Source organism: Actinomycetospora sp. CA-084318 (genome assembly GCF_050955885.1).
Taxonomy (GTDB): Bacteria; Actinomycetota; Actinomycetes; order Mycobacteriales; family Pseudonocardiaceae; genus Actinomycetospora.
The window spans coordinates 4,322,527-4,341,899 of record NZ_CP192098.1 but is presented as its reverse complement, the minus strand read 5'-3'; the positions used below and the strand labels follow the sequence as shown (position 1 = coordinate 4,341,899).

Sequence of the window (19,373 nt, the reverse complement as noted above, 5' to 3'; positions counted from 1 at the left end):
GTGGGGCGGCGGCGACGCCACGGCATCGCGACCGCGTGCCTGTCGGGCCTGCTCGAGGATAAGCTCGCCGCGGCCGCCGCCGCCGGGTTCGACGGCGTCGAGATCTTCGTCCCCGACCTCCTCGGCTCCCCGGAGACCCCCGGGGACATCGCGCGGCGGTGCGCCGACCTCGGTCTCGCGATCGACCTCTACCAGCCGCTCCGCGACGTCGAGGCCCTCCCGCTGGAGGCGTTCGCGGAGTCGCTGCGGCGGGTCGACCACGCCTTCGACGTCATGGAGCGGCTCGGCACGACGACCGCGTTGATCTGTTCGTCGGTCGACCCGCGCGCCGTCGACGACGACGAGCTCGCGGCCGCCCAGCTCGCCGAGGTCGCCCGCCGTGCCGCGGACCGCGGACTGCGGATCGCCTACGAGGCCCTGGCCTGGGGGCGGCACGTCAACACGTGGGACCACTCCTGGCGGATCGTCGAGCTCGCCGACCACCCCGCCCTCGGGCTGTGCGTCGACTCCTTCCACCTCTACGCGCGCGGCGGCGACCCCGCCGGGCTGCGGGACGTCCCGGCCGGCAAGCTGTTCTTCTGCCAGCTCGCCGACGCGCCGCAGCTGGACATGGCCGTCCTCCCGTGGAGCCGCCACCACCGCCTCTTCCCCGGCCAGGGCGACTTCGACCTCACCGCACTCGTCGGCCACCTCGACGCCGCCGGCTACGACGGCCCGTGGTCGCTCGAGGTGTTCAACGACGTGTTCCGCCAGGCCGACCCGCGGCCCGCCGCGATCGACGCCCGCCGCTCCCTGCTGGGCCTCGGGGCGCCGCCGGCGCCCGCCCTGTCCGGGACCGCCTTCGTCGAGCTCGCCGTCGACCCCGGCACCTCCACCGAGGTCACCGACGCGCTGTCCGCGTTCGGCCTCGTGCACACCGGGGAGCACCGCTCCAAGGCGGTCTCGCTGTGGGAGTCCGGCGGGGCCCGCGTGGTCGTGCGGGAGGACCAGGGCCGTCCCGACGACGCGTCGGGGCCGGCCGCCGTCGCCGGGCTCGCCGTGCGGACCCCCGACCCGGTCGCGCTCGCCGACCACGGGGTCGACCTGCTGGCGCCCCGCGTGCCGCTGCCGCACGCCGGCGACGAGGCCGAGCTGCGGGCGGTCGCCGCCCCCGACGGCACGCTGCTGTTCTGCTGCCCGGAACGTCCGGAGCCCGGGCGCGACGACTTCTGGCCAGGCGACTTCGTCCCGACCGGCGCCCGGCCCGGCCCGGACCTGCTCGGCATCGACCACGTCGCGCTGAGCCCGCCCTTCGACCACGTCGCGGAGGCGGAGCTGTTCCTGCGCACCGTGCTCGGGCTCGCTCCGGCCGGCGACCCGACGGACATCGTGGCGCCGTTCGGACTGGTGCGCGGTCGGCTGTTCACCTCGGGCGGGCCCGACCCGGTGCGGGTGGTGCTCTCGTCGTCGCTGGTGCGTCGTGGTGGCTGGGCCCCGGGGGTGCCGGCGCCGCAGAGCGTCGCGTTCGCGGTGCCGGACGTGCTCGCCGTCTCCCGCGCCGCGTCGGCGGCGGGGTTGGACCTGCTCGACGTGGGGCCGAACTACTACGCCGACCTCGCCGCGCGCGGGGTCGCCGACGTCGACGAGCTCGCCGCCCACCGGGTGCTGGTCGACGTCGACGCCGACGGCGGGCAGTACCGCCACGTCGTGACCCCGGTCCTCGGCGGCCGGGTCTTCCTCGAGGCCGTCCAGCGCGTCGACGGCTACTCCGGGTTCGGGGCCGCGGACGCGCCGGTGCGCATGGCGGCGCATCGCCGCTCGCGCCGCTGAGTCCGAGCTCCCCGCACGACCGCCGTCGAGGTGGCGCTCATGCGTCCGGATCGGCGTCCGCCGGACCGACCAGCGCCATCTCGACGAGGTGAGGGCCCGCTTCACACGACGACGGGCCCGGTCGAGGTGACCGGGCCCGTCGTCGGGGAGCGGGATCAGGCCGCCGCGGGGACGGCCGGGGCGCCGCGGTCGGCGACGCGGTCGAGGTCGGCGGTCGGCACGTGGGCGGTCTCGCGGGCCGTCAGCCCGGCGATCGCGGCCAGCGCGCAGAGGACCGCGCCGAGGATCGCGACCGGCACCCAGCCGCCGGCGCCCGTCCCGACGAGCGACTCGGCGATCGTCGGGACGAACCCGCCGACGGCGAAGCCGATCTGCGTGCCCACGGCCATGCCGGTGAGGCGGACGCGCGCCGGGAACATCTCGCCGTAGAAGGCGGGCCACACCCCGTTCGCGGCGCTGTAGACGACGCCGGAGAGCAGGACGCCGAACACGAAGATCAGCGCGTAGCTCGCCGTCGAGATCGACCAGAGGTAGAACGCCAGGACGACGGCGCTGGCCACGCAGCCGAACACGAACACCGGCTTGCGGCCGACCCGGTCGGCGTAGCGGGCGAACAGCGGGATGGCGGCGAGGGCCACGGCGTTCGCGGCGATCGAGACCCACAGCATCGCGGTCTTGTCCAATCCCTGGGTGCTGGTGGCGTACGACAGCGCCCAGACGCTGACCAGGGTGCTCACCGAGGAGACGAGCGCGCCGAGGACGACGCGGAGCACGGCGGCCCAGTGGTGGCGGAGCAGGGCGACGATCGGCAGGCCCTCGGTGCGGCCCTGCGCCTTCTGCTCCTCGAAGACCGGGGTCTCGGAGAGCGTGCGGCGGATGACGATGCCGGCGATGACGACGACGACCGACAGCCAGAACGGGACGCGCCAGCCCCAGCTGAGCAGCTGCTCCTGCGGGAGGGCGGCGACGGGGAGGAACACGAACGTTGCGATGATCATCCCGGCCTGCGTGCCGCCGAGCGTGAAGCTGGAGAAGAAGGCGCGCCGGTCGTCGGGGGCGTGCTCGAGGGTCATCGAGTTCGCGCCGGCCTGCTCGCCGCCCGCGGAGAAGCCCTGCAGCAGACGGCACACGACCAGGAGCACCGGTCCGAGCGCGCCCGCCGTCGAGTAGTCGGGCAGGCAGCCGATCGCGAACGTCGCGGCACCCATGAGGACCAGCGTGAAGATCAGTACCCGCCGGCGGCCGACCCGGTCGCCGACGTGCCCGAGCACCACGGCGCCCAGCGGCCGGGCGACGTAGCCGACGCCGAAGGTGGCCAGCGCCAGGAGGGTCCCTGCCGTCGGGCTCGACGACGGGAAGAACACCTTGCTGAACACGAGCGCGGCCGCCGTGCCGTAGATGAAGAAGTCGTAGTACTCGAGCGCGCTGCCGATCCAGGCGGCGAGGGCCGCCCGGGCGGGCTGCGCGCCGGCGGGCGCGGCGGGTGCGGAGGACATCGTCGGGCTCCTCGTGCTGCTTATGTACCGTCTGGTTACGTACCAGATAGTGAGTTGTACGTCGCGGAGCTGTCAAGGGCCGACGTGGGCCCGATCACGACGGCAGCTGTGCTCAGGGTCTCCCGACGTGCGCGGTCAGGTACTCGACCACGAGGTCGGCGAGCATCCGGCGGTAGTGGTCGCGCATCGTCGGGTCGAGCATGTCCCGGTCGAAGATGGCTGCCACGGTGTGCCGGTTGGCCGTGCGGAAGATGCAGAACGAGCTGATGAGCAGGTGGATGTCGAGGGCGTCGACGTCGTCGCGGAAGAGTCCGGCGGCGCGACCCCGCGCGAGGATCCGGTCGAGCACCACGAGGGCGGTGCCGGAGAGTCCCTCCCGGATCGGCGAGGCGCGCAGGTGCTCGGCGTGGTGGATGTTCTCGATGCTCACCAGGCGGATGAACTCGGGGTTCGCCTCGTGGTGGTCGAAGGTGAGGTCGCAGACCGCGCGGAGGGCCGCGGTGGGGGCGAGGTCGTCGACCTCGAGGTGGCTCTCCAACGAGCGGATGCCCAGGTAGGCGCGCTCGAGCACGGCCAGGTAGAGGCCCTGCTTGCTGCCGAAGTAGTAGTAGAGCATCCGCTTGGTGGTGCGGGTGCGGGCCGCGATCTCGTCGACGCGGGCCCCGGCGAGGCCGCGCTCGGCGAACTCCGCGGTCGCGACGTCGAGGATCTCGGCGCGGGTGCGCTCCGCGTCGCGCTGACGCGGTTGCGACTCGGTGCTCACGACGGCCCTCCTCGCCCGGGATTCACCGGGCAGTACATCATGACGGCCGTGAATCGCGTCGCCGTGCACCACTCGGTCCTCGATCCCGCCGACCCGGTCGCCTGCGTCCTCGCCGCCCGGGCCGGCGGGCTCGACGCGGTCGGGCTCCACGTCGCCGCCGCCCCGGAGGCCGAGCGGGCCTGGGGTCACGGGGCCGGCATGCCGCTGCTGGCGGCCCTGGTCGACGTGCTGCTCGTGACCCGGGTGACCACGCTCGACGTCGGGCGGATCGACCTCGGCGAGCCGGTCACCGGCGCGGCCGACGATCCCCGCCGGCGCACGCTCGACCTCGGCGCCCGGCTCGGCGCGCAGTTCGTCACCGTGCGGGCCGCGGACGGCGACCCCGGCGACGCGCTCGCCGAGCTCGCCGGGCAGGCGGCCGCGTTCCGGGTGCGCCCGCTGCTGGTGCCCTCCGACGGCACGTCGGTGCGCGACGCCCTGGCGGCCGCGGCCGGCACGTCGGCGGGCGTGGTGCTCGACGTGGCGCCCTGGACCGCCGATCCCGAGGAGGTCGCCGAGCTGGTCGTCGAGGCCGGCGACGCGCTCGGCTACGTCCGGGTGCCCGCCGACCAGCTGGCCCCGGACATGGGGTCGGCGACGTCCCTGCTCGCGACGCTCCCGCCCTGGGTGCCGGTGGTGATCGGCGCCCCCCGCGAGCCCCTGTCCGCCCGCGATCCCGCCGACCCGACCGCGCCCGCCCGCGCCGGGGCGTTCCTCGCGGCCTGCCGGGCGGGGATCGACCGGCTGCTCGTCCACCCGCGGGCCCTGGCGGCCGAGCGCGGGGCGTGACCCGGCCGCGCCGCAGCAAGTAAGGTGAGCCTTACCTGAGACAAAGAGGTGAGGGCATGGCGAAGGGCGGACCGGGACACCGGCTCGAGGTGCTCCGCAGCGAGCAGTTGACGCCGCACCTGCGGCGGGTCGTGCTCGGCGGGCCCGGGCTCGCGGGGATCGAGGACAACGGCTTCACCGACCGCTACGTGAAGCTCGCGTTCCGGCGGCCGGGCGTGGTGTACGACGAGCCGCTCGACGTCGGGGCGGTGCGGGCGGAGCGGCCGCGCGAGGAGTGGCCGATCTCGCGGACGTACACGGTGCGCGCGCTCGACCACGCCGCCGGCGAGTTGACGATCGACTTCGTGGTGCACGGGGACACGGGGGTCGCCGGGCCGTGGGCGCTCGCCGCGCGGCCGGGCGACGAGCTGATCATGCTCGGTCCGGGCGGGGCGTACGCCCCGGCGGACGACGTCGACGCCCACGTGCTGATCGGCGACGAGGCCGCGCTCCCGGCGATCGCGGCCGCCTGCGAGCGGGTCCCGGCGGGGACGCCGGTGCAGGTGTACCTCGAGGTCGACGGCCCGGCCGACGAGCTCCCGCTGGCGTGCTCCGGCGACCTCATGGTCCGCTGGGTGCACCGCGAGGCCGGCGAGACGCTGGTCGACGTCGTGCGGGCCGCGGCGTGGCCGACGGGCCGCGTGCAGGCGTTCGTGCACGGCGAGACCGGGTCGATGAAGGCGCTGCGCGGGCTCCTGCGCGACGAGCTGGGCGTGCCGCGGGAGCTGCTCTCCATCTCCGGCTACTGGCGCCGGGGGATGGACGAGGAGGGCTTCCAGGCCGACAAGCGCGCGGGCAACGGCGTCGCGGCGTAGCGGAGGCGCACATCTCAGCGGTGGCTGAGATGAGCGTCGGGGACGCCGGGTTAGGGTCGCGTCCCGTGGCGTTCCCCTTCTCGGCCGTCGTCGGCCATCCCGACCTGCGGCTCGCGCTGCTGCTCTCCGCCGTGGACCCGGGGATCGGCGGCGTGCTGGTGCGCGGGGAGAAGGGCACCGCGAAGTCGACGATCGTCCGGGCGCTCGCGACGCTGCTGCCTGACGTCGAGGTGCGGGCCGGCGACCGGTTCGGCGTCGACGTCGAGGCCGGCGAGGAGAGCCCGGACGGGCCGTTCGGACCCGACGTCCCCGTCGAGCGGCGGCCGGCCCGGCTGGTCGAGCTCCCGGTGGGGGCGTCCGAGGACCGGCTGATCGGCTCGCTGGACCTGCAGGAGGTCCTCGCGCACGGCCGCGGGTCGGTGCAGCCCGGCCTGCTCGCCCTCGCGCACCGCGGCGTGCTCTACGTCGACGAGGTCAACCTCCTGCACGACCACCTCGTCGACCTCCTGCTCGACGCCGCCGCCTCCGGCCGCTCGCACGTCGAGCGCGACGGCGTCTCGTTCACCCACCCCGCGCGCTTCCTCCTCGTCGGGACGATGAACCCCGAGGAGGGGGAGCTGCGCCCACAGCTGCTCGACCGCTTCGGCCTCACGGTCCGCGTCGAGGCCTCGCGGGTGGTCGCCGAACGCACCGAGGTCGTCCGCCGACGGCTCGCCCACGACGCGGACCCGACCGGCTTCGCGACCCGGTTCGCCCCGGACGAGGACGCGCTGCGCGCCCAGCTCGCCGAGGCCCGGGCGCGGCTCGGGGCGGTCGCGCTGACCGACCGCGAGCTCGTCCGCATCTCCGCGGTCTGCGCGTTCGTCGAGGTCGACGGCATGCGGGCGGACGTCGTGGTGGCACGGACCGCCGTCGCGCACGCGGCGTGGCGCGGAGCGGCCGCCGTCGACGTCGACGACGTGCGCGCCGCCGCCCGGCTCGCCCTGCCGCACCGGCGCCGCCGCGACCCCTTCGACGAGCCGCACCTCTCCGACGAGGAACTGGAGAAGGCGCTCGAGGCCGCGGAGCAGGCGGTGCAGGACCTGGACGACGAGGAGGGTCCCGACGACGACGGGCCCGGCTCGGGTGGCCCCGGAGACGATCCGTCCGACGAACCCCAGGGTCCCGACGACGGGTCCCAGGCGGCGGCTCCGGAGGCGGGCGACGGCGGGGCCGACGGCGCGGAGAGCGGTGGCGCCACCGCGTCCGACGGACACGGCTCGGCCGAGGCGCCCACGCCCCCGAGCCGACCGGAGCCATCGTCGGGAACGGGGAGCAGCCGCGACGACGCGGACCGGCCACGGGACGACGGCAACGACGCGCTGGCCCCGGTGGGGGCCCCGCAGCGCGTCCGGCTCAAGCAGCGCCGGTTCGAGGTGCACGGGGTCGGCGAGGGCGTGCCCGGTCGGCGTTCGCGGGCGCGCGGGCGCCGCGGGCGGACGGTGCGCGCGGTCGCGGAGGCCCCGGAGTCGGGCCCGGCACCGCACGTGCCGGCGACGGTGATCGCGAGCGTGCGCTCCGGTCGGCGTGGTCGGCCGGGGCCGGACGACCTCCGGCACGCCCACCGCGAGGGCCGCGAGGGCAACCTCGTGCTGTTCTGCGTCGACGCGTCCGGCTCGATGGCGGCACGCACGCGGATGACGGCGGTGACGGGCGCGGTCGACGCGCTGCTGCGGGACGCGTACCAACGGAGGGACAAGGTCGGGGTCGTGACCTTCAACGGCACCGGCGCGGCCGTCGCCCTGCCGCCGACCTCGAGCGTCCACACCGCGCACGCCCGCCTCGCCGACCTGCGCACCGGCGGCCGGACCCCGCTCGCCGAGGGGCTGCGCACCGCCCGCCGGGTCCTGCGCGCCGAGCGGGTGCGCGACCCGCGGCGGCGCGGGCTGCTGATCGTGCTGACCGACGGCCGCGCGACCGTCGGCGGACCGCGACCCCTCGACGCCGCCCTCGACGCGGCCCGCGGCCTGGCCCGCGAGGCTGGCCCGGGGCGTGGGGGAGCGGCGATGAGCACCGTGGTCGTGGACTGCGAGTCCGGGCACGTCCGCCTCGGGCTCGCCGGCCGGATCGCCGGTGCCGCGGCCGGTGCGATCGTGACCCTCGACGAACTGACCGGCGAGAACGTCGCGGCGGTGGCCCGGACCGCCGTCGGCGCCTGAGCAGGAGGAAGCGCATGCCCCAGGGCGTCCCCACCACCGTTCCCGACGACGGGCTCACCACCCGCCAGCGCCGCCGACGTCCGCTGCTGGTGGTGCACACCGGCGTGAACAAGGGCAAGTCGACCGCGGCGTTCGGGCTGGCGCTGCGGCAGTGGACGGCGGGCAACTCGGTCGCGGTGTTCCAGTTCGTGAAGTCGGCGAAGTGGCGCGTCGGCGAGGAGACCGCGCTCAAGGCCCTCGGCGAGCTGCACTCCTCGACCGGCCAGGGCGGCCCGGTGGAGTGGCACAAGATGGGCGAGGGCTGGTCGTGGAGCCGGAAGGCGGGGTCGGAGGACGACCACGCCGAGGCGGCCCGCGAGGGCTGGGCGGAGATCCGGCGCCGGCTCGAGGGCGCGGCGCACGACTTCTACGTCCTCGACGAGTTCACCTACCCGTTGAAGTGGGGGTGGATCGACGTCGAGGAGGTGGTGTCGGTACTGACCGACCGACCGGGGTTCCAGCACGTCGTGATCACCGGCCGGGACGCGCCGCCTGCGCTCGTCGAGGCCGCCGACCTGGTCACCGAGATGACGAAGATCAAGCACCCGATGGACGCCGGGCAGAAGGGCCAGAAGGGCATCGAATGGTGAGGCGAGCGTGGTAGTCCTCCCGCCCCGGGTCGTGATCGCGGCACCGTCGTCGGGCAGCGGGAAGACCACGATCACGACGGGACTGCTCGGCGCCCTGGCGGCCCGCGGCACGGTGCCCGCGCCGTTCAAGATCGGCCCGGACTACGTCGACCCCGGCTACCACGCGCTCGCCGCCGGCCGGCCCGGGCGCAACCTCGACCCGGTGCTCTGCGGCGTCGACCGGCTCGCCCCGCTCGTGGCGCACGGGGCCTCGGGGGCGGCGCTCGCGGTCGTCGAGGGCGTGATGGGCCTGTTCGACGGTCGGCTCGCCCCGGGTGGCAGGAAAGCGTCGTTGCCGGCATCCAGTGACAGCAACGACGCTTTCCTGCCACCGGAGCGGCGCCGTCCTGACGACGGGTCCACGGCCCACGTCGCGCGCGTGCTCGACGCGCCGGTGGTGCTGGTCGTCGACGCCCGTGGTCAGCACCGGTCGGTCGCGGCGCTGCTGCACGGCTTCCGCACGTTCGACCCGTCCGTCGCCCCGGCGGGCGTGATCCTCAACCGGGTCGGCACGGAGCGGCACGCGGACGCGCTGCGGGCGGCGTGCGCGGAGGTCGGGGTGCCGGTGCTCGGCGTGGTGCCGCGGCGGGCCGAGCTCGCCGTGCCGTCGCGCCACCTCGGACTGATCACCGCCGCCGAGCACGGCGCGGACGCCCGGGCGGCCGTGGACGCGATGACCGCGCTCGTCGCCGCCCACGTCGACCTCGACGCCGTCGAGCGGCTCGCGCGCCGCGCCCCCGCCACGCCGGTCGAGCCCTGGGATCCGGTGCTCGAGGTCGGCCCGACCGACCGGCGTGCGCGCCGGGTCGTCGCCGTCGCGGGCGGTCCCGCCTTCACGTTCGGCTACCCGGAGCACGCCGAGCTCCTGCAGGCCGCCGGGGGAGAGGTCGTCGTCGTGGATCCCCTGCGCGACGAGGTGCTGCCCGAGCGCACGGCGGGCCTCGTCCTCCCGGGCGGGTTCCCGGAGGAGCACCTCGAGGACCTCTCGGCCAACGTCGCGCTGCGGACGGCGGTGCGCGCCTTCGCGACGGCAGGTGGGGCGGTCCACGCGGAGTGCGGCGGTCTGCTCTACCTGGGCCGCGCCCTGGACGGGGCGCCGATGTGCGGGGTGCTCGATGCCGAGGCCGCGATGGGCCCGCGTCTGACGCTGGGCTACCGGACGGCGACGGCGCCCGCCGACTCTCCGGTCGCCGTGGCGGGGGAGACGGTGACCGGGCACGAGTTCCACCGCACCGTCACCACGCCGCGGGCCGGGTCGACCCCTGCGTGGGCGTGGGACGACACGACCGAGGGCTTCGTGCAGGGCGCCGTCCACGCCTCCTACCTGCACACCCATCCGGCCGGGCGTCCCGAGGCGGTGCGGCGGTTCGTGGCGGGGCTGGTCGGGCCGCCGTGATCGTGCTGGGCGTGGGGGTGGAGCCGGGGACGCCCGCGGAGTACCTCGTCGAGGCGGTCGGCGGTCTGGCCTACGACGTCGTCGCCACGATCGACCGGCGCCTCGGGGAGCCGGCGATCGAGGCGGTCGCGGGGGGCCGGAAGCTCCTCACCTACACGACCGCGGAGCTCGACGCCGTCGACGTCCCGAACCCCTCGGCGGTCGTCCGACGCCTGACCGGGACCGGCTCCGTCGCCGAGGCGGCCGCGATCCTGGCCGCCCGGGAGCTCGGCGGTGCGGGGGAGCTCGTCGTCGAGAAGCAGCGGGGCCGGATGGTGACGGTGGCGCTGGCGCGGTGACGCCGGCGGCCGGCTGCATTGCGTCGCGCACACGGCCGGCAGGTCCCGCTCGGGGTCGCGCCGGCGTTGCGGGACGCAACGCGAGCGGAGGCATGTGTCGACGGGGCGGACCGTGTGCGGGCCGCAACGCGCGGCGAGGGATGTGCAGCCCGGCCCCGCCGTGTGCGGGCCGCAACACCAGCGCGACCCGATCCCGGTGGATCAGAGGTCGAACACACCGCTCGTGATCGGCGACGACGTGTGCGGGAAGGGGCCCGCGCCGGGGACCGACGACGTCCCGCGGGCCCGGGCGGTACTCCCGGCGGTGGTGCTCGCCGCTGGCAGGACAGCGGCCGTGGTCTCGGCGACGACGACGTGGCGCACCGCGGTCGACCCGGCGGAGGGGGCGACGGCAGCGAGAGTGCCCGCCCCACCGAGTGCAGCGATTCCGGCGAGGGTGGCGCTCAGTCCGAAGCGGTTCCCGGTCATGCCGACGAGCCTGGGTCCGACCGGTGGGGCGTAGCTCGGAGGTCGATGTGGGCGCGCTGTGCACCTCCAGCGGCGGCCGCCCGGCGTCCCGGCGCCACACCAGGTGGTGCTCCACCAGGAGCGGCTCGCCGTGCAGGGGCCGCGCCACCACTCCGGGCGGCAGCCCGCCCGCGAGCACGCGCTCCTGGGTGATCCCCACCGCGACCCCGGACAGCACGAGCGGCACGAGCCGGTCGAGGCGGACCGCCTCGTGCGCCACGACGACGTCCGCCGCGCGGACGGACCGACCCGTCGCCGGGAAGGGTTGACCCGTCCTTGCGGACGTGTCGACTCCCGGTGAGGCGCTGGAGACGCCAGGATGAGCGCCATGAGCGAGAAGGACGCGGCCGGCACGCCGGACCTCACCGCGCCGTCCCCGGCCGACGGACCCACCGTCGAGCAGACGTCCGTCGCGCGCCGCGACTCCCCGCCGCCCGCCGAGCGCGAGACCGAGCGCATCCCCGGCGGCACCGCGGGCGCGGCACCGACCCGCACGCACGCCACCCCGAAGAAGCCCGGTCCCGGCCGGACCCGCATCGGTGGCGCGTGGATCGGCCTGATCCTCGGCGCGGTCGTCCTCGTCTTCCTCCTGATCTTCATCCTGCAGAACCTCGACCCGGCGCGGGTGCAGTTCCTGGGCTTCCAGGCCGAACTGCCGCTCGGCATCTGGATGCTCTTCTCGGCGATCGCCGGCGTGCTGCTCCTGGCCATCCCGGGGCTCGGGCGGATGATCCAGTGGCGGCGCGCCGCGCGGGGCCCGAAGCACTAGCGGGACGGGGCAGGATGGGCCCGTGACCTCCCGCCTCGCCCTCGCCGGGGAACCGCTGCCGACCGTCGGGCACGCCCGCGCCTACGTCTGCGGCATCACCCCGTACGACACGACCCACCTCGGCCACGCCGCGACCTTCGTCTGGGCCGACGTCGCCACCCGCGTCCTGCGCCGGGTCGGCGTGACCGTCGAGGTCTGCCGCAACGTCACCGACGTCGACGACGTGCTCGACGCCGCCGCCGAGCGGGCCGGCAGCCGGTTCGACAGCTTCGCCGCCGTCGGCCAGTTCCGCTTCGACCGCGACATGGCCGCGCTCAACGTGCGGCCGCCCGCCCACGAGCCGCGGGCGCACAACCACGTCGAGGACGTCGTCCGCCTCGCCGCCGGCCTGCTGGAGCGGGGCGTCGCCTACGAGCGTGAGGGGGAGGTGCTCCTGCGTGCCTCCGCGGTGGGTCTCACGGGTGTTCCCGACGAGGCGTCGTCGCAGGTCCCGCCCTCGGCCCGCGCCGAGGACCCGGCCGACCCCACGATCTGGCGTCCCGCCCTGCCGGGGGAGGCCGCCTGGCCCAGCCCCTGGGGTGACGGCCGTCCCGGGTGGCACGCGGAGTGCGCGGCCATGGCGCTGTCGGTGCTCGGCCCGGCGGTCGACCTGCACGTCGGCGGCGCGGACCTGCGCCACCCCCACCACACCGCGATGGGCGCCATGGCCGAGGCGATGACCGGGGTGCGCCCGTTCGCCCGCGCCCGCCTGCATGTCGGGACGGTGCGGGTCGACGGCGCCAAGATGGCCAAGTCGGCCGGCAACCTCGTGCTCGTGTCGGACCTGCTCGAGTCGTGGCCCGCCGCCGCGGTGCGCCTGCTCGTGCTCGACCGTCCGTGGGCGCAGGCGTGGGACGTCGGTCCCGACGACGTGGCCGCGGCCGCCGACCGGCTCGAGCGCCTCTTCTCCGCCGCCGGCCGGCACGTCGACGGTGCGGCCGCCGCCGACGCCGTGGTCGGCGCGCTGCTCGACGACCTCGACGTCCCCGCCGCGCTCGCCGTGGCCGAGGCCGAGGGCGGGGAGGCCGCGCGGGTGGCGCTCTCCGTGTTGGGCCTCACCTGATCACCGCGCCCGGTGATGCTTCTGTGACACGCGGGACGGATGTGCCGCGAAACGGGGGTCCGCTGCCTACGGTGTGACGTCGGGTCACGACGCTCGAGTCGTCCCGGGGGGTGCGGAGGAGGGCGTGATGCGCTGGGGCGGTCCCGACGAGGTGACGCTGAAGCCGACCGAGCCACCCGCGCCGCGGACCTCGCCCGAGAACGACGCCGCCGCCGGGCCGACCGGTGAGCCCGCGCCCCGGTCCTCGTGGCGGTCCCGTCGACGGGACAAGGAGGCCGGTCGGAGCTCCGGGCCGACCCGGACGCCCGACGTCGAACCGCCCGCGCCGGAGGGGGACCCCGAGCCGTCGCAGCCCGACGACGCGCGCGACGCGGTGGCCCCGCCCCGGAGCGAGCCGGCGCCCGACGACCGCGCCGACGACCGCGCCGACGACCGCGCCGACGACCGCGCCGACGACCGCCCTGCCGCCGGGCCCGACGACCGCCCTGCCGCCGGGCCCGACGACCGCGCCGAGGCCGGGCGGGACGAGTCGGGCCCGCCGACCCGTCCGGACGGCGCGTCGACCGACACCGCCGCGCGCCCACCCGCGCCGACACCCGCACCAGCGCCCCCGGCGCGCCCGTCGCTGTGGGACCGCGTCCGGTCGACGACGTCCGCCCCGGCCTCGCCCGCGCCCCGCAAGCGCCCGGTGGCACCGGCCGAGGCCCCGGCAGCAGGGGCACCGTCGTCCGAGGCGTCGTCCGACGCCCCGGCGCGCGACGCCGACACCGTCGTCCCCCCGCGCACCCCGCCGTGGCGCACGCCGGGCCTCGCCCCGTCGTCCGACGACGCCCCCGCGGTGCCCCGGGAGCAGGACACCGTGCCGTCGGGCCGCGCCGCGACGTCACGGGGCACCACCACGGACCGGGCGCGCCCCCGGCCCCCCGAGCCCGACACCGTCCGGACCACCGGCGCCGCGCCGGTCCGCCCCGAGCCGCGGGGAACGTCGCCGCGGCCCACCGAGAAGACCGGTGAGGCAGCGCGCTCGCCGCGCCGCGGACCCGGTGCGGGCGCTGCTGTCGCCGGGGCAGCCGCCGCGGGCGCGTCGACGGCGGACACCACTGCCTCGTCGGCACCGCGCAGTCCCGAGCGCCCCGCTCCTGCCACGCCGACCGCGTCGTCCCGACTCGGATCGACGACCGATGCCGCGCCCACGGACGCCCGGAGCGGGACCGCCGAGTCCGCGGGACGCGGTTCTGCCGCCTCCAAGGGGTCTCAGCCCGGCGGGGAGCGCGGCACCGAGGTCATCGATCGGGTCGACACCCGGGCATCCGGGTCGCCGCGACCCGGAGCGGCCGGGGCCGACGCGGCCGACGAGGAGCGCGGGACCGAGGTCATGGGCCGGGTCGACACCCCGCCCTCCGCATCGCCCCGACGCGGACCCGGCACGGGCGGCGTCATCGCGGGGGCCGCTGCGGCGGGCGTCGGTGCCGTCGCCGGCGCGCTCGCCGGGCGCTACCGCCGCCAGGACGACGACGCTCCGGGCCAGGTCCCGGCGGCGGCCGCGACCGCGGCTCCCACCACGGAGCGGCCGCGCGAGGAGACCGCCACCACCGCCGGGGCGGCGACGCCGACCACGACGACCGCGACCGCGACCGAGCCCGCCGCGCGGATCGCGGAGGCACCCACGACGCCGAGCCGACCCGCCGTCGGGAAGGCGGACCTCGCGGCGGCGCCGACGAGGGCCGAGCCCGCGACCGCCGAGCCCGCGACCGCCGAGCCGGAGTCGACCGCCGAGCCGGAGTCGGCCGCCGAGCCCGCGACCGCCGAACCGGAGACGGCCGCCGAGCGGACCGAGATCACGCCGTCCGAGCGGACCGACGTGATCTCGCCGGTCGAGGAGCCGCGACCGACGACCGAGCCGCGGCCGGGGGTCGTCCGGGACCGGCGTCGTCGGCGTCGGGTGCTCTTCGCCTTCCTGCTGGCGGCGCTCGTGCTCGCGGCCTTCCTGGGCCTCGTCGCCCTCATCACCGACCACGCCGGTGGCTCGACGCCGTCCCCCGCGGCCGCCGGCGCGCCGGTACTGACGGTGCCGGCCGACACCGCCGCACCTCCCGCGCCGCCGCCCGTGCCGCAGCTCCCGCGCGGCGGGACGACGTTCTTCCCGCAGCACCGGGTCGTCGCCTACTACGGCACTGCGGGGACCGACGCGCTCGGCGTCCTCGGCGAGGGCTCGCCCGCCGACGCCGCGTCCCGGCTCGAGGCCGCGGCGGCGCCGTTCGCGACCCCGGGCAAGACCGTGCTCCCCGCGATGGAACTGATCGTCTCCATCGCCAACAGCACACCCGGGCCCGACGGGACGTACCACAGCGACATCGACCAGGCCGAGGCCCGGCAGTACCTCGACGCGGCCCGCGCGAAGCAGCAGGCCATGATCATCGACATCCAGCCCGGCCGCGCGGACTTCATGACCGCCGTGAAGCCGTGGGAGTCCCTCCTCCGCGAGCCCGACGTCAGCCTCGCGCTCGACCCGGAGTGGCGCATGCCGCCGGGACAGGTGCCCGGGAAGACGATCGGCACGGTCAGCGCGGACGAGGTGAACCAGGTGTCCTCCTGGCTCGCGAACCTCGTGACGACGAACGACCTCCCGCAGAAGCTGTTCGTCCTGCACCAGTTCACGCCGAACATGATCACGAACCCGGAACGGCTGCAGACGCCGCCGCAGCTCGCGGTCGTGCAGCACATCGACGGGTTCGGCGCCCCGGCGAACAAGATCGGCAAGTACCAGGAGCTCCAACGCCCCCAGCAGCTCCACCTCGGCTTCAAGCTGTTCATCGACGAGGACACCCCGACCCTCACCCCGCAGCAGGCGCTCGCGCTCACGCCGCCGCCGGACCTCGTCACCTACCAGTAGGTCAGCGCAGCCCCACCACGACCGACCGCGTCGAGCGGTTCGCGACGACGACGGCGCCCGGCGCCGGGACGAGCATCGGGTTCTCCGGCGCCCGGTCGGGCCGGCCGAGCGGGCGTCCGTCGTCCGGGGCGAGCTCGCCGAGGTCGAGCGCGGGCCGGCCGTCGACGACCACGGCGTCGCCGAGCTCGTCCGAGCAGGCCTGCACGGTCGCGTCGGCGAGCGCTAGGAGCGTCGGTTGCGCGCACGGCGCCGGCGGCGCGGGCACCGCCGTCCCGGTGGCCGGATCGAGGCGCCCGACGGCGGGGACGAGCCGGTTGAGCAGCTCCAACCGCGGTTCCCCGTCGCCGAGCAGCGGCGCCCCCGCGACCCGTGGCACCCGCAGCCGCACGGCGCCGGTGCGCGGGTCGACGAGCGGCCGCGGCTCCGGGCCGGTCACGACGACGACGCTCCCATCGGTCGCTGAGGCGAGCCCGGCCCCGCCGGCCGGGTCGGAGGGGCCGGCGTCGAGGCGCCACCGCTCGTCGCCCGTGCGGGCGTCGAGCCCGCGCAGCACGGTGCGGCCGGCGCACCACTCGGCGACCGGGACGGCCCCGGCCGACCACTGCGGTGCGACGGTGCCCTGCTCGCAGCCCGGGGTCGTCGTGCGGCTCCAGAGCTGCTTGCCGGTGCGCAGGTCGCGGGCCCCCTGCTCGGTCGTCGAACCCTGCGGGCGCGCCAGGACGACGACGTCGTCGGTGAGGGTCGGCGCCCCGTCGACGTCGTCGGTCCAGCGCTCGACCCCGGTGACGGCGTCGAGCACCGTCACCGACCCGTCGTCGTGACCCAGGACCAGCGACCGCCCGTCGGGTGAGGCCTGCGCGAGCGTGAGCAGCCGCCCGGGCCGGGCGTACCGCCACCGCTCGGTCCCGGACACCCCGTCGAGGGCGACGACCCCGTCGTCGCCGGCCACGACCACCCCGGCGCCCGCGCGGACCACGGCGTGCAGCGGGGTCGGCGCCGCCCAGCGCCAGGCGACGGCGGCGGGCGACGCGGGGACCGGGGCGGGCACGACCGGCGCGGTGGTCGTCGAGACGGTCGGAGCCCCGCCGCACCCCGCGGGGACCGCGAGGAGCAGGACGGCCACCGCCGCGACCACGAGCCGCACCATGCGAGCAGTCTGACCCGCCAGGCGAATCCGGGATGCGGGCCGTCAGTAGGCTCTCCGCATGGCACGAGGCGTCACCCGCATGTCCGAGATGTTCCTGCGCACCCTGCGCGAGGACCCGGCCGACGCCGAGGTGACCAGCCACAAGCTGCTCGTGCGCGCGGGGTACGTGCGGCGCGTCGCGCCGGGCATCTACTCCTGGCTGCCGCTGGGGGTGCGGGTGCTGCGCAACGTCGAGCGGATCGTGCGCGAGGAGATGGACGCGATCGGCGCGCAGGAGGTGCACTTCCCGGCGCTGCTGCCCCGCGAGCCCTACGAGGCCACGGGTCGCTGGACCGAGTACGGCGACACGCTCTTCCGGCTCAAGGACCGCAAGCAGGCCGACTACCTGCTCGGGCCGACCCACGAGGAACTCTTCACGCTGATGGTGAAGGGGGAGACGTCGTCGTACCGGGACTTCCCGGTGACGCTCTACCAGATCCAGACGAAGTACCGGGACGAGGAGCGTCCCCGCGCGGGCATCCTGCGCGGCCGCGAGTTCACGATGAAGGACTCGTACTCGTTCGACCTCACCGACGAGGGGCTGGCCGAGTCCTACGCCGCCCACCGGGTCGCCTACCAGCGCCTCTTCGATCGGCTCGGCCTGGAGATCCAGATCGTGTCCGCGATGTCGGGCGCGATGGGCGGGTCCGCCTCCGAGGAGTTCCTCGCGCCCTGCGACGCCGGCGAGGACACCTACGTGCGGTGCCTGGAGTCGGGGTACGCCGCGAACGTCGAGGCGGTGACGACGCCGCCGCCGCCGGAGCAGTCGATCGACGACAAGCCCGAGGCGGTCGTCCACGACACCCCGGACACCCCGACGATCGACTCCCTGGTCGCCGTGGCGCGGTCGCTGTTCCCGGACCGGGACTACACCGCCGCCGACACCCTGAAGAACGTCATGGTCAAGACGCGGCTGCCCGGCGCCACCGACTGGGAGCTGCTCGGCGTCGGTGTGCCCGGCGACCGCGAGGTCGACATGAAGCGCCTCGAGGCGGCCGTGTCGCCGGCCGAGGTGGCCCTGCTCGAGGACGCCGACTTCGCTCGCAACCGGTTCCTGACGAAGGGCTACATCGGCCCGGTCGGTCTGCAGAAGAACGGCGTGCGCTTCCTCGTCGACCCGCGGATCGTCACCGGCACCGCGTGGATCACCGGCGCCGACGAGCCCGGCCGGCACGTGTTCGACCTGGTCTGCGGCCGCGACTTCACCCCCGACGGCACGATCGAGGCCGCCGAGGTCCGGGCGGGCGACCCGTCGCCCGACGGCGCCGGCACCCTCGTCGCGGCCCGCGGCATCGAGATGGGCCACATCTTCCAGCTCGGCCGCAAGTACGCCGAGGCGCTCGGGCTGGAGGCGCTCGGCGCCGACGGCAAGCGGACGACGGTGACGATGGGGTCCTACGGCGTCGGGGTCTCCCGCGCGGTCGCCGCGATCACCGAGCAGCACGCCGACGCCAAGGGCCTGGTGTGGCCGCGCGAGGTCGCGCCGTTCGACGTGCACCTGGTGATCGCCGGCAAGGACGACGCCCAGCGCGCCGCCGCGGAGACGATCGCCGCGGGCCTCGCCGAGGCCGGCCTCGAGGTGCTCCTCGACGACCGCAAGGCCTCCCCGGGCGTGAAGTTCGCCGACGCCGAGCTGCTGGGGATGCCGACCTCGATCACCGTCGGGCGCGGGCTCGCGAACGGCGTCGTCGAGGTGACCGAGCGGCGGTCGGGCGAGCGGCGTGAGGTGCCGGTCGACGACGTGGTGTCCGCGCTGACCGGGGGCGCCTGAGCACCTCCCGGTGCCAGCAATGCGTCATTGCTTGCACCCAGTGACAGGAACGGCGGCATCGTCGGGCGGGGCGCGGGCTCAGCCGACGCTCACGCACACCCCGGCCACGACCTTCGCGCAGACCTTCAGCCCGCCGCCGGAGGAGCCGCCCGAGCCCGACGAGCCGCCGGACGATCCGCTGCCGGAGGACCCGGATCCGCCCGCAGGCTCGGAACCGCCACCCGCGTCCGACGACGCCTTCGACCCGGCTGCCGCGGACGACCCGGACGAGCCGGACGACCCGGCGGCTGCCGAGCGCGCGGGGTTCGACGACCCCGAGCCCGACGATCCCGACCCCGCCCTGTTCCCGGACGCTGCACTCTTGGCAGGGGGCGGAGGGACGACCGCCGACTCGGCCACCGGTGCCACCACCGGCGGCTCACCCGGGTCACCCGGCGCCGGCAGCGTCGTCGTGACCGCCGCGACCGCCGGCCCGGGGGTGGTCCCGCCCTTGGGGACGGCGGGGCCCACCGCGCTCGTCGGGTCCGTGCCGGTCGAGAGGATGAGCAGGGTCGCGATCCCGGCCACCCCGAGCACCGCGCCCACCGCCACGACCGCCGCGAGCAGCACCCCGGCGGCCCGCGGGCGTCGACGTCGGTGACGGGGTCGGTACCGCGTCCTCGGGGGTGCCGGAGCCTGCCGCGCCACCACTCTCACCGCTCGCTCCCTCCCGACGCCGCGACGGGGCGCGATCCGCGTCCCGGTCTCCCGGCCGGGAAGTGTCGACGCAGGTCGGAGTGGTGTGACACGTCGTCG

The 19,373-nt window shown here is 76.2% G+C and carries 16 protein-coding genes; 12 read left to right on the top strand and 4 right to left on the bottom strand.

Annotated features, from left to right (window positions below):
- Positions 1–1,809, top strand: coding sequence for a TIM barrel protein (locus ACQPYX_RS21235; RefSeq protein ID WP_433799267.1), 1,809 nt, complete (start codon positions 1–3; stop codon positions 1,807–1,809).
- A 155-nt stretch (positions 1,810–1,964) separates the two neighbouring features.
- Here ACQPYX_RS21235 and ACQPYX_RS21230 read toward each other — a convergent pair whose 3' ends face one another.
- Together ACQPYX_RS21230 and ACQPYX_RS21225 are read right to left on the bottom strand one after the other, a co-directional pair.
- The gene (locus tag ACQPYX_RS21230) at positions 1,965–3,305 is read right to left on the bottom strand and encodes an MFS transporter (RefSeq protein ID WP_433799266.1); all 1,341 of its coding nucleotides are present in this window, start codon (positions 3,303–3,305) and stop codon (positions 1,965–1,967) included.
- Positions 3,306–3,417: 112 nt separating this feature from the next.
- Positions 3,418–4,068: a TetR/AcrR family transcriptional regulator gene (locus ACQPYX_RS21225; RefSeq protein WP_433799265.1), complete on the bottom strand. Its 651-nt coding sequence runs from the start codon at positions 4,066–4,068 to the stop codon at positions 3,418–3,420.
- A 48-nt stretch (positions 4,069–4,116) separates the two neighbouring features.
- Here ACQPYX_RS21225 and ACQPYX_RS21220 point away from each other — a divergent pair, with 48 nt between their 5' ends.
- From ACQPYX_RS21220 to ACQPYX_RS21195, 6 genes are read left to right on the top strand one after another with little or no spacing between them, the layout of a single operon-like run.
- Positions 4,117–4,896, top strand: a complete 780-nt coding sequence (locus ACQPYX_RS21220) for a hypothetical protein (RefSeq protein ID WP_433799264.1) — start codon at positions 4,117–4,119, stop codon at positions 4,894–4,896.
- A gap of 56 nt (positions 4,897–4,952) precedes the next feature.
- The gene (locus ACQPYX_RS21215; protein ID WP_433799263.1) at positions 4,953–5,750 is read left to right on the top strand and encodes a siderophore-interacting protein; all 798 of its coding nucleotides are present in this window, start codon (positions 4,953–4,955) and stop codon (positions 5,748–5,750) included.
- Between the two features lie 29 nt (positions 5,751–5,779).
- Positions 5,780–7,948, top strand: coding sequence for a VWA domain-containing protein (locus tag ACQPYX_RS21210; RefSeq protein WP_433799262.1), 2,169 nt, complete (start codon positions 5,780–5,782; stop codon positions 7,946–7,948).
- 14 nt (positions 7,949–7,962) lie between these two features.
- Positions 7,963–8,577 carry a cob(I)yrinic acid a,c-diamide adenosyltransferase gene (cobO, locus tag ACQPYX_RS21205; protein WP_433799261.1) on the top strand — a complete coding sequence of 205 codons (615 nt, stop codon included), beginning with the start codon at positions 7,963–7,965 and terminating at the stop codon, positions 8,575–8,577.
- Between the two features lie 7 nt (positions 8,578–8,584).
- Positions 8,585–10,012: a cobyrinate a,c-diamide synthase gene (locus tag ACQPYX_RS21200; RefSeq protein ID WP_433799260.1), complete on the top strand. Its 1,428-nt coding sequence runs from the start codon at positions 8,585–8,587 to the stop codon at positions 10,010–10,012.
- The gene (locus ACQPYX_RS21195) at positions 10,009–10,350 is read left to right on the top strand and encodes a cobalamin biosynthesis protein (protein ID WP_433799259.1); all 342 of its coding nucleotides are present in this window, start codon (positions 10,009–10,011) and stop codon (positions 10,348–10,350) included. The genes ACQPYX_RS21200 and ACQPYX_RS21195 overlap by 4 nt, the downstream gene beginning before the upstream one ends.
- Positions 10,351–10,551: 201 nt before the next feature.
- Here the strand turns inward: ACQPYX_RS21195 and ACQPYX_RS21190 are convergent, their stop codons facing one another.
- A complete protein-coding gene (locus ACQPYX_RS21190; protein ID WP_433799258.1) occupies positions 10,552–10,818 on the bottom strand; it encodes a hypothetical protein in 267 nt (88 codons plus the stop codon).
- Positions 10,819–11,185: 367 nt separating this feature from the next.
- Between ACQPYX_RS21190 and ACQPYX_RS21185 the strand changes: the two genes are divergently transcribed.
- The 3 genes from ACQPYX_RS21185 to ACQPYX_RS21175 all read left to right on the top strand — a co-directional run bounded on the left by ACQPYX_RS21185 (position 11,186) and on the right by ACQPYX_RS21175 (position 15,621).
- Positions 11,186–11,626, top strand: coding sequence for a lipopolysaccharide assembly protein LapA domain-containing protein (locus tag ACQPYX_RS21185; RefSeq protein WP_433799257.1), 441 nt, complete (start codon positions 11,186–11,188; stop codon positions 11,624–11,626).
- 22 nt (positions 11,627–11,648) lie between these two features.
- Positions 11,649–12,728, top strand: coding sequence for a cysteine--tRNA ligase (locus ACQPYX_RS21180; protein ID WP_433799256.1), 1,080 nt, complete (start codon positions 11,649–11,651; stop codon positions 12,726–12,728).
- 127 nt (positions 12,729–12,855) lie between these two features.
- Positions 12,856–15,621 (top strand): hypothetical protein, encoded by a 2,766-nt coding sequence (locus tag ACQPYX_RS21175; RefSeq protein ID WP_433799255.1) that lies wholly within the window; start codon positions 12,856–12,858, stop codon positions 15,619–15,621.
- Between the two features lies 1 nt (position 15,622).
- Here the strand turns inward: ACQPYX_RS21175 and ACQPYX_RS21170 are convergent, their stop codons facing one another.
- Positions 15,623–16,768, bottom strand: a complete 1,146-nt coding sequence (locus ACQPYX_RS21170; RefSeq protein WP_433799254.1) for a PQQ-binding-like beta-propeller repeat protein — start codon at positions 16,766–16,768, stop codon at positions 15,623–15,625.
- Positions 16,769–16,826: 58 nt separating this feature from the next.
- Here ACQPYX_RS21170 and ACQPYX_RS21165 point away from each other — a divergent pair, with 58 nt between their 5' ends.
- Together ACQPYX_RS21165 and ACQPYX_RS21160 are read left to right on the top strand one after the other, a co-directional pair.
- Complete coding sequence (locus tag ACQPYX_RS21165) at positions 16,827–18,578, top strand: proline--tRNA ligase (protein WP_433799253.1); 1,752 nt, start codon at positions 16,827–16,829, stop codon at positions 18,576–18,578.
- Positions 18,579–18,618: 40 nt separating this feature from the next.
- On the top strand, positions 18,619–19,218 hold the full coding sequence (locus ACQPYX_RS21160) for a hypothetical protein (protein WP_433799252.1): 600 nt from the start codon (positions 18,619–18,621) through the stop codon (positions 19,216–19,218).
- Positions 19,219–19,373: the final 155 nt, after the last annotated feature.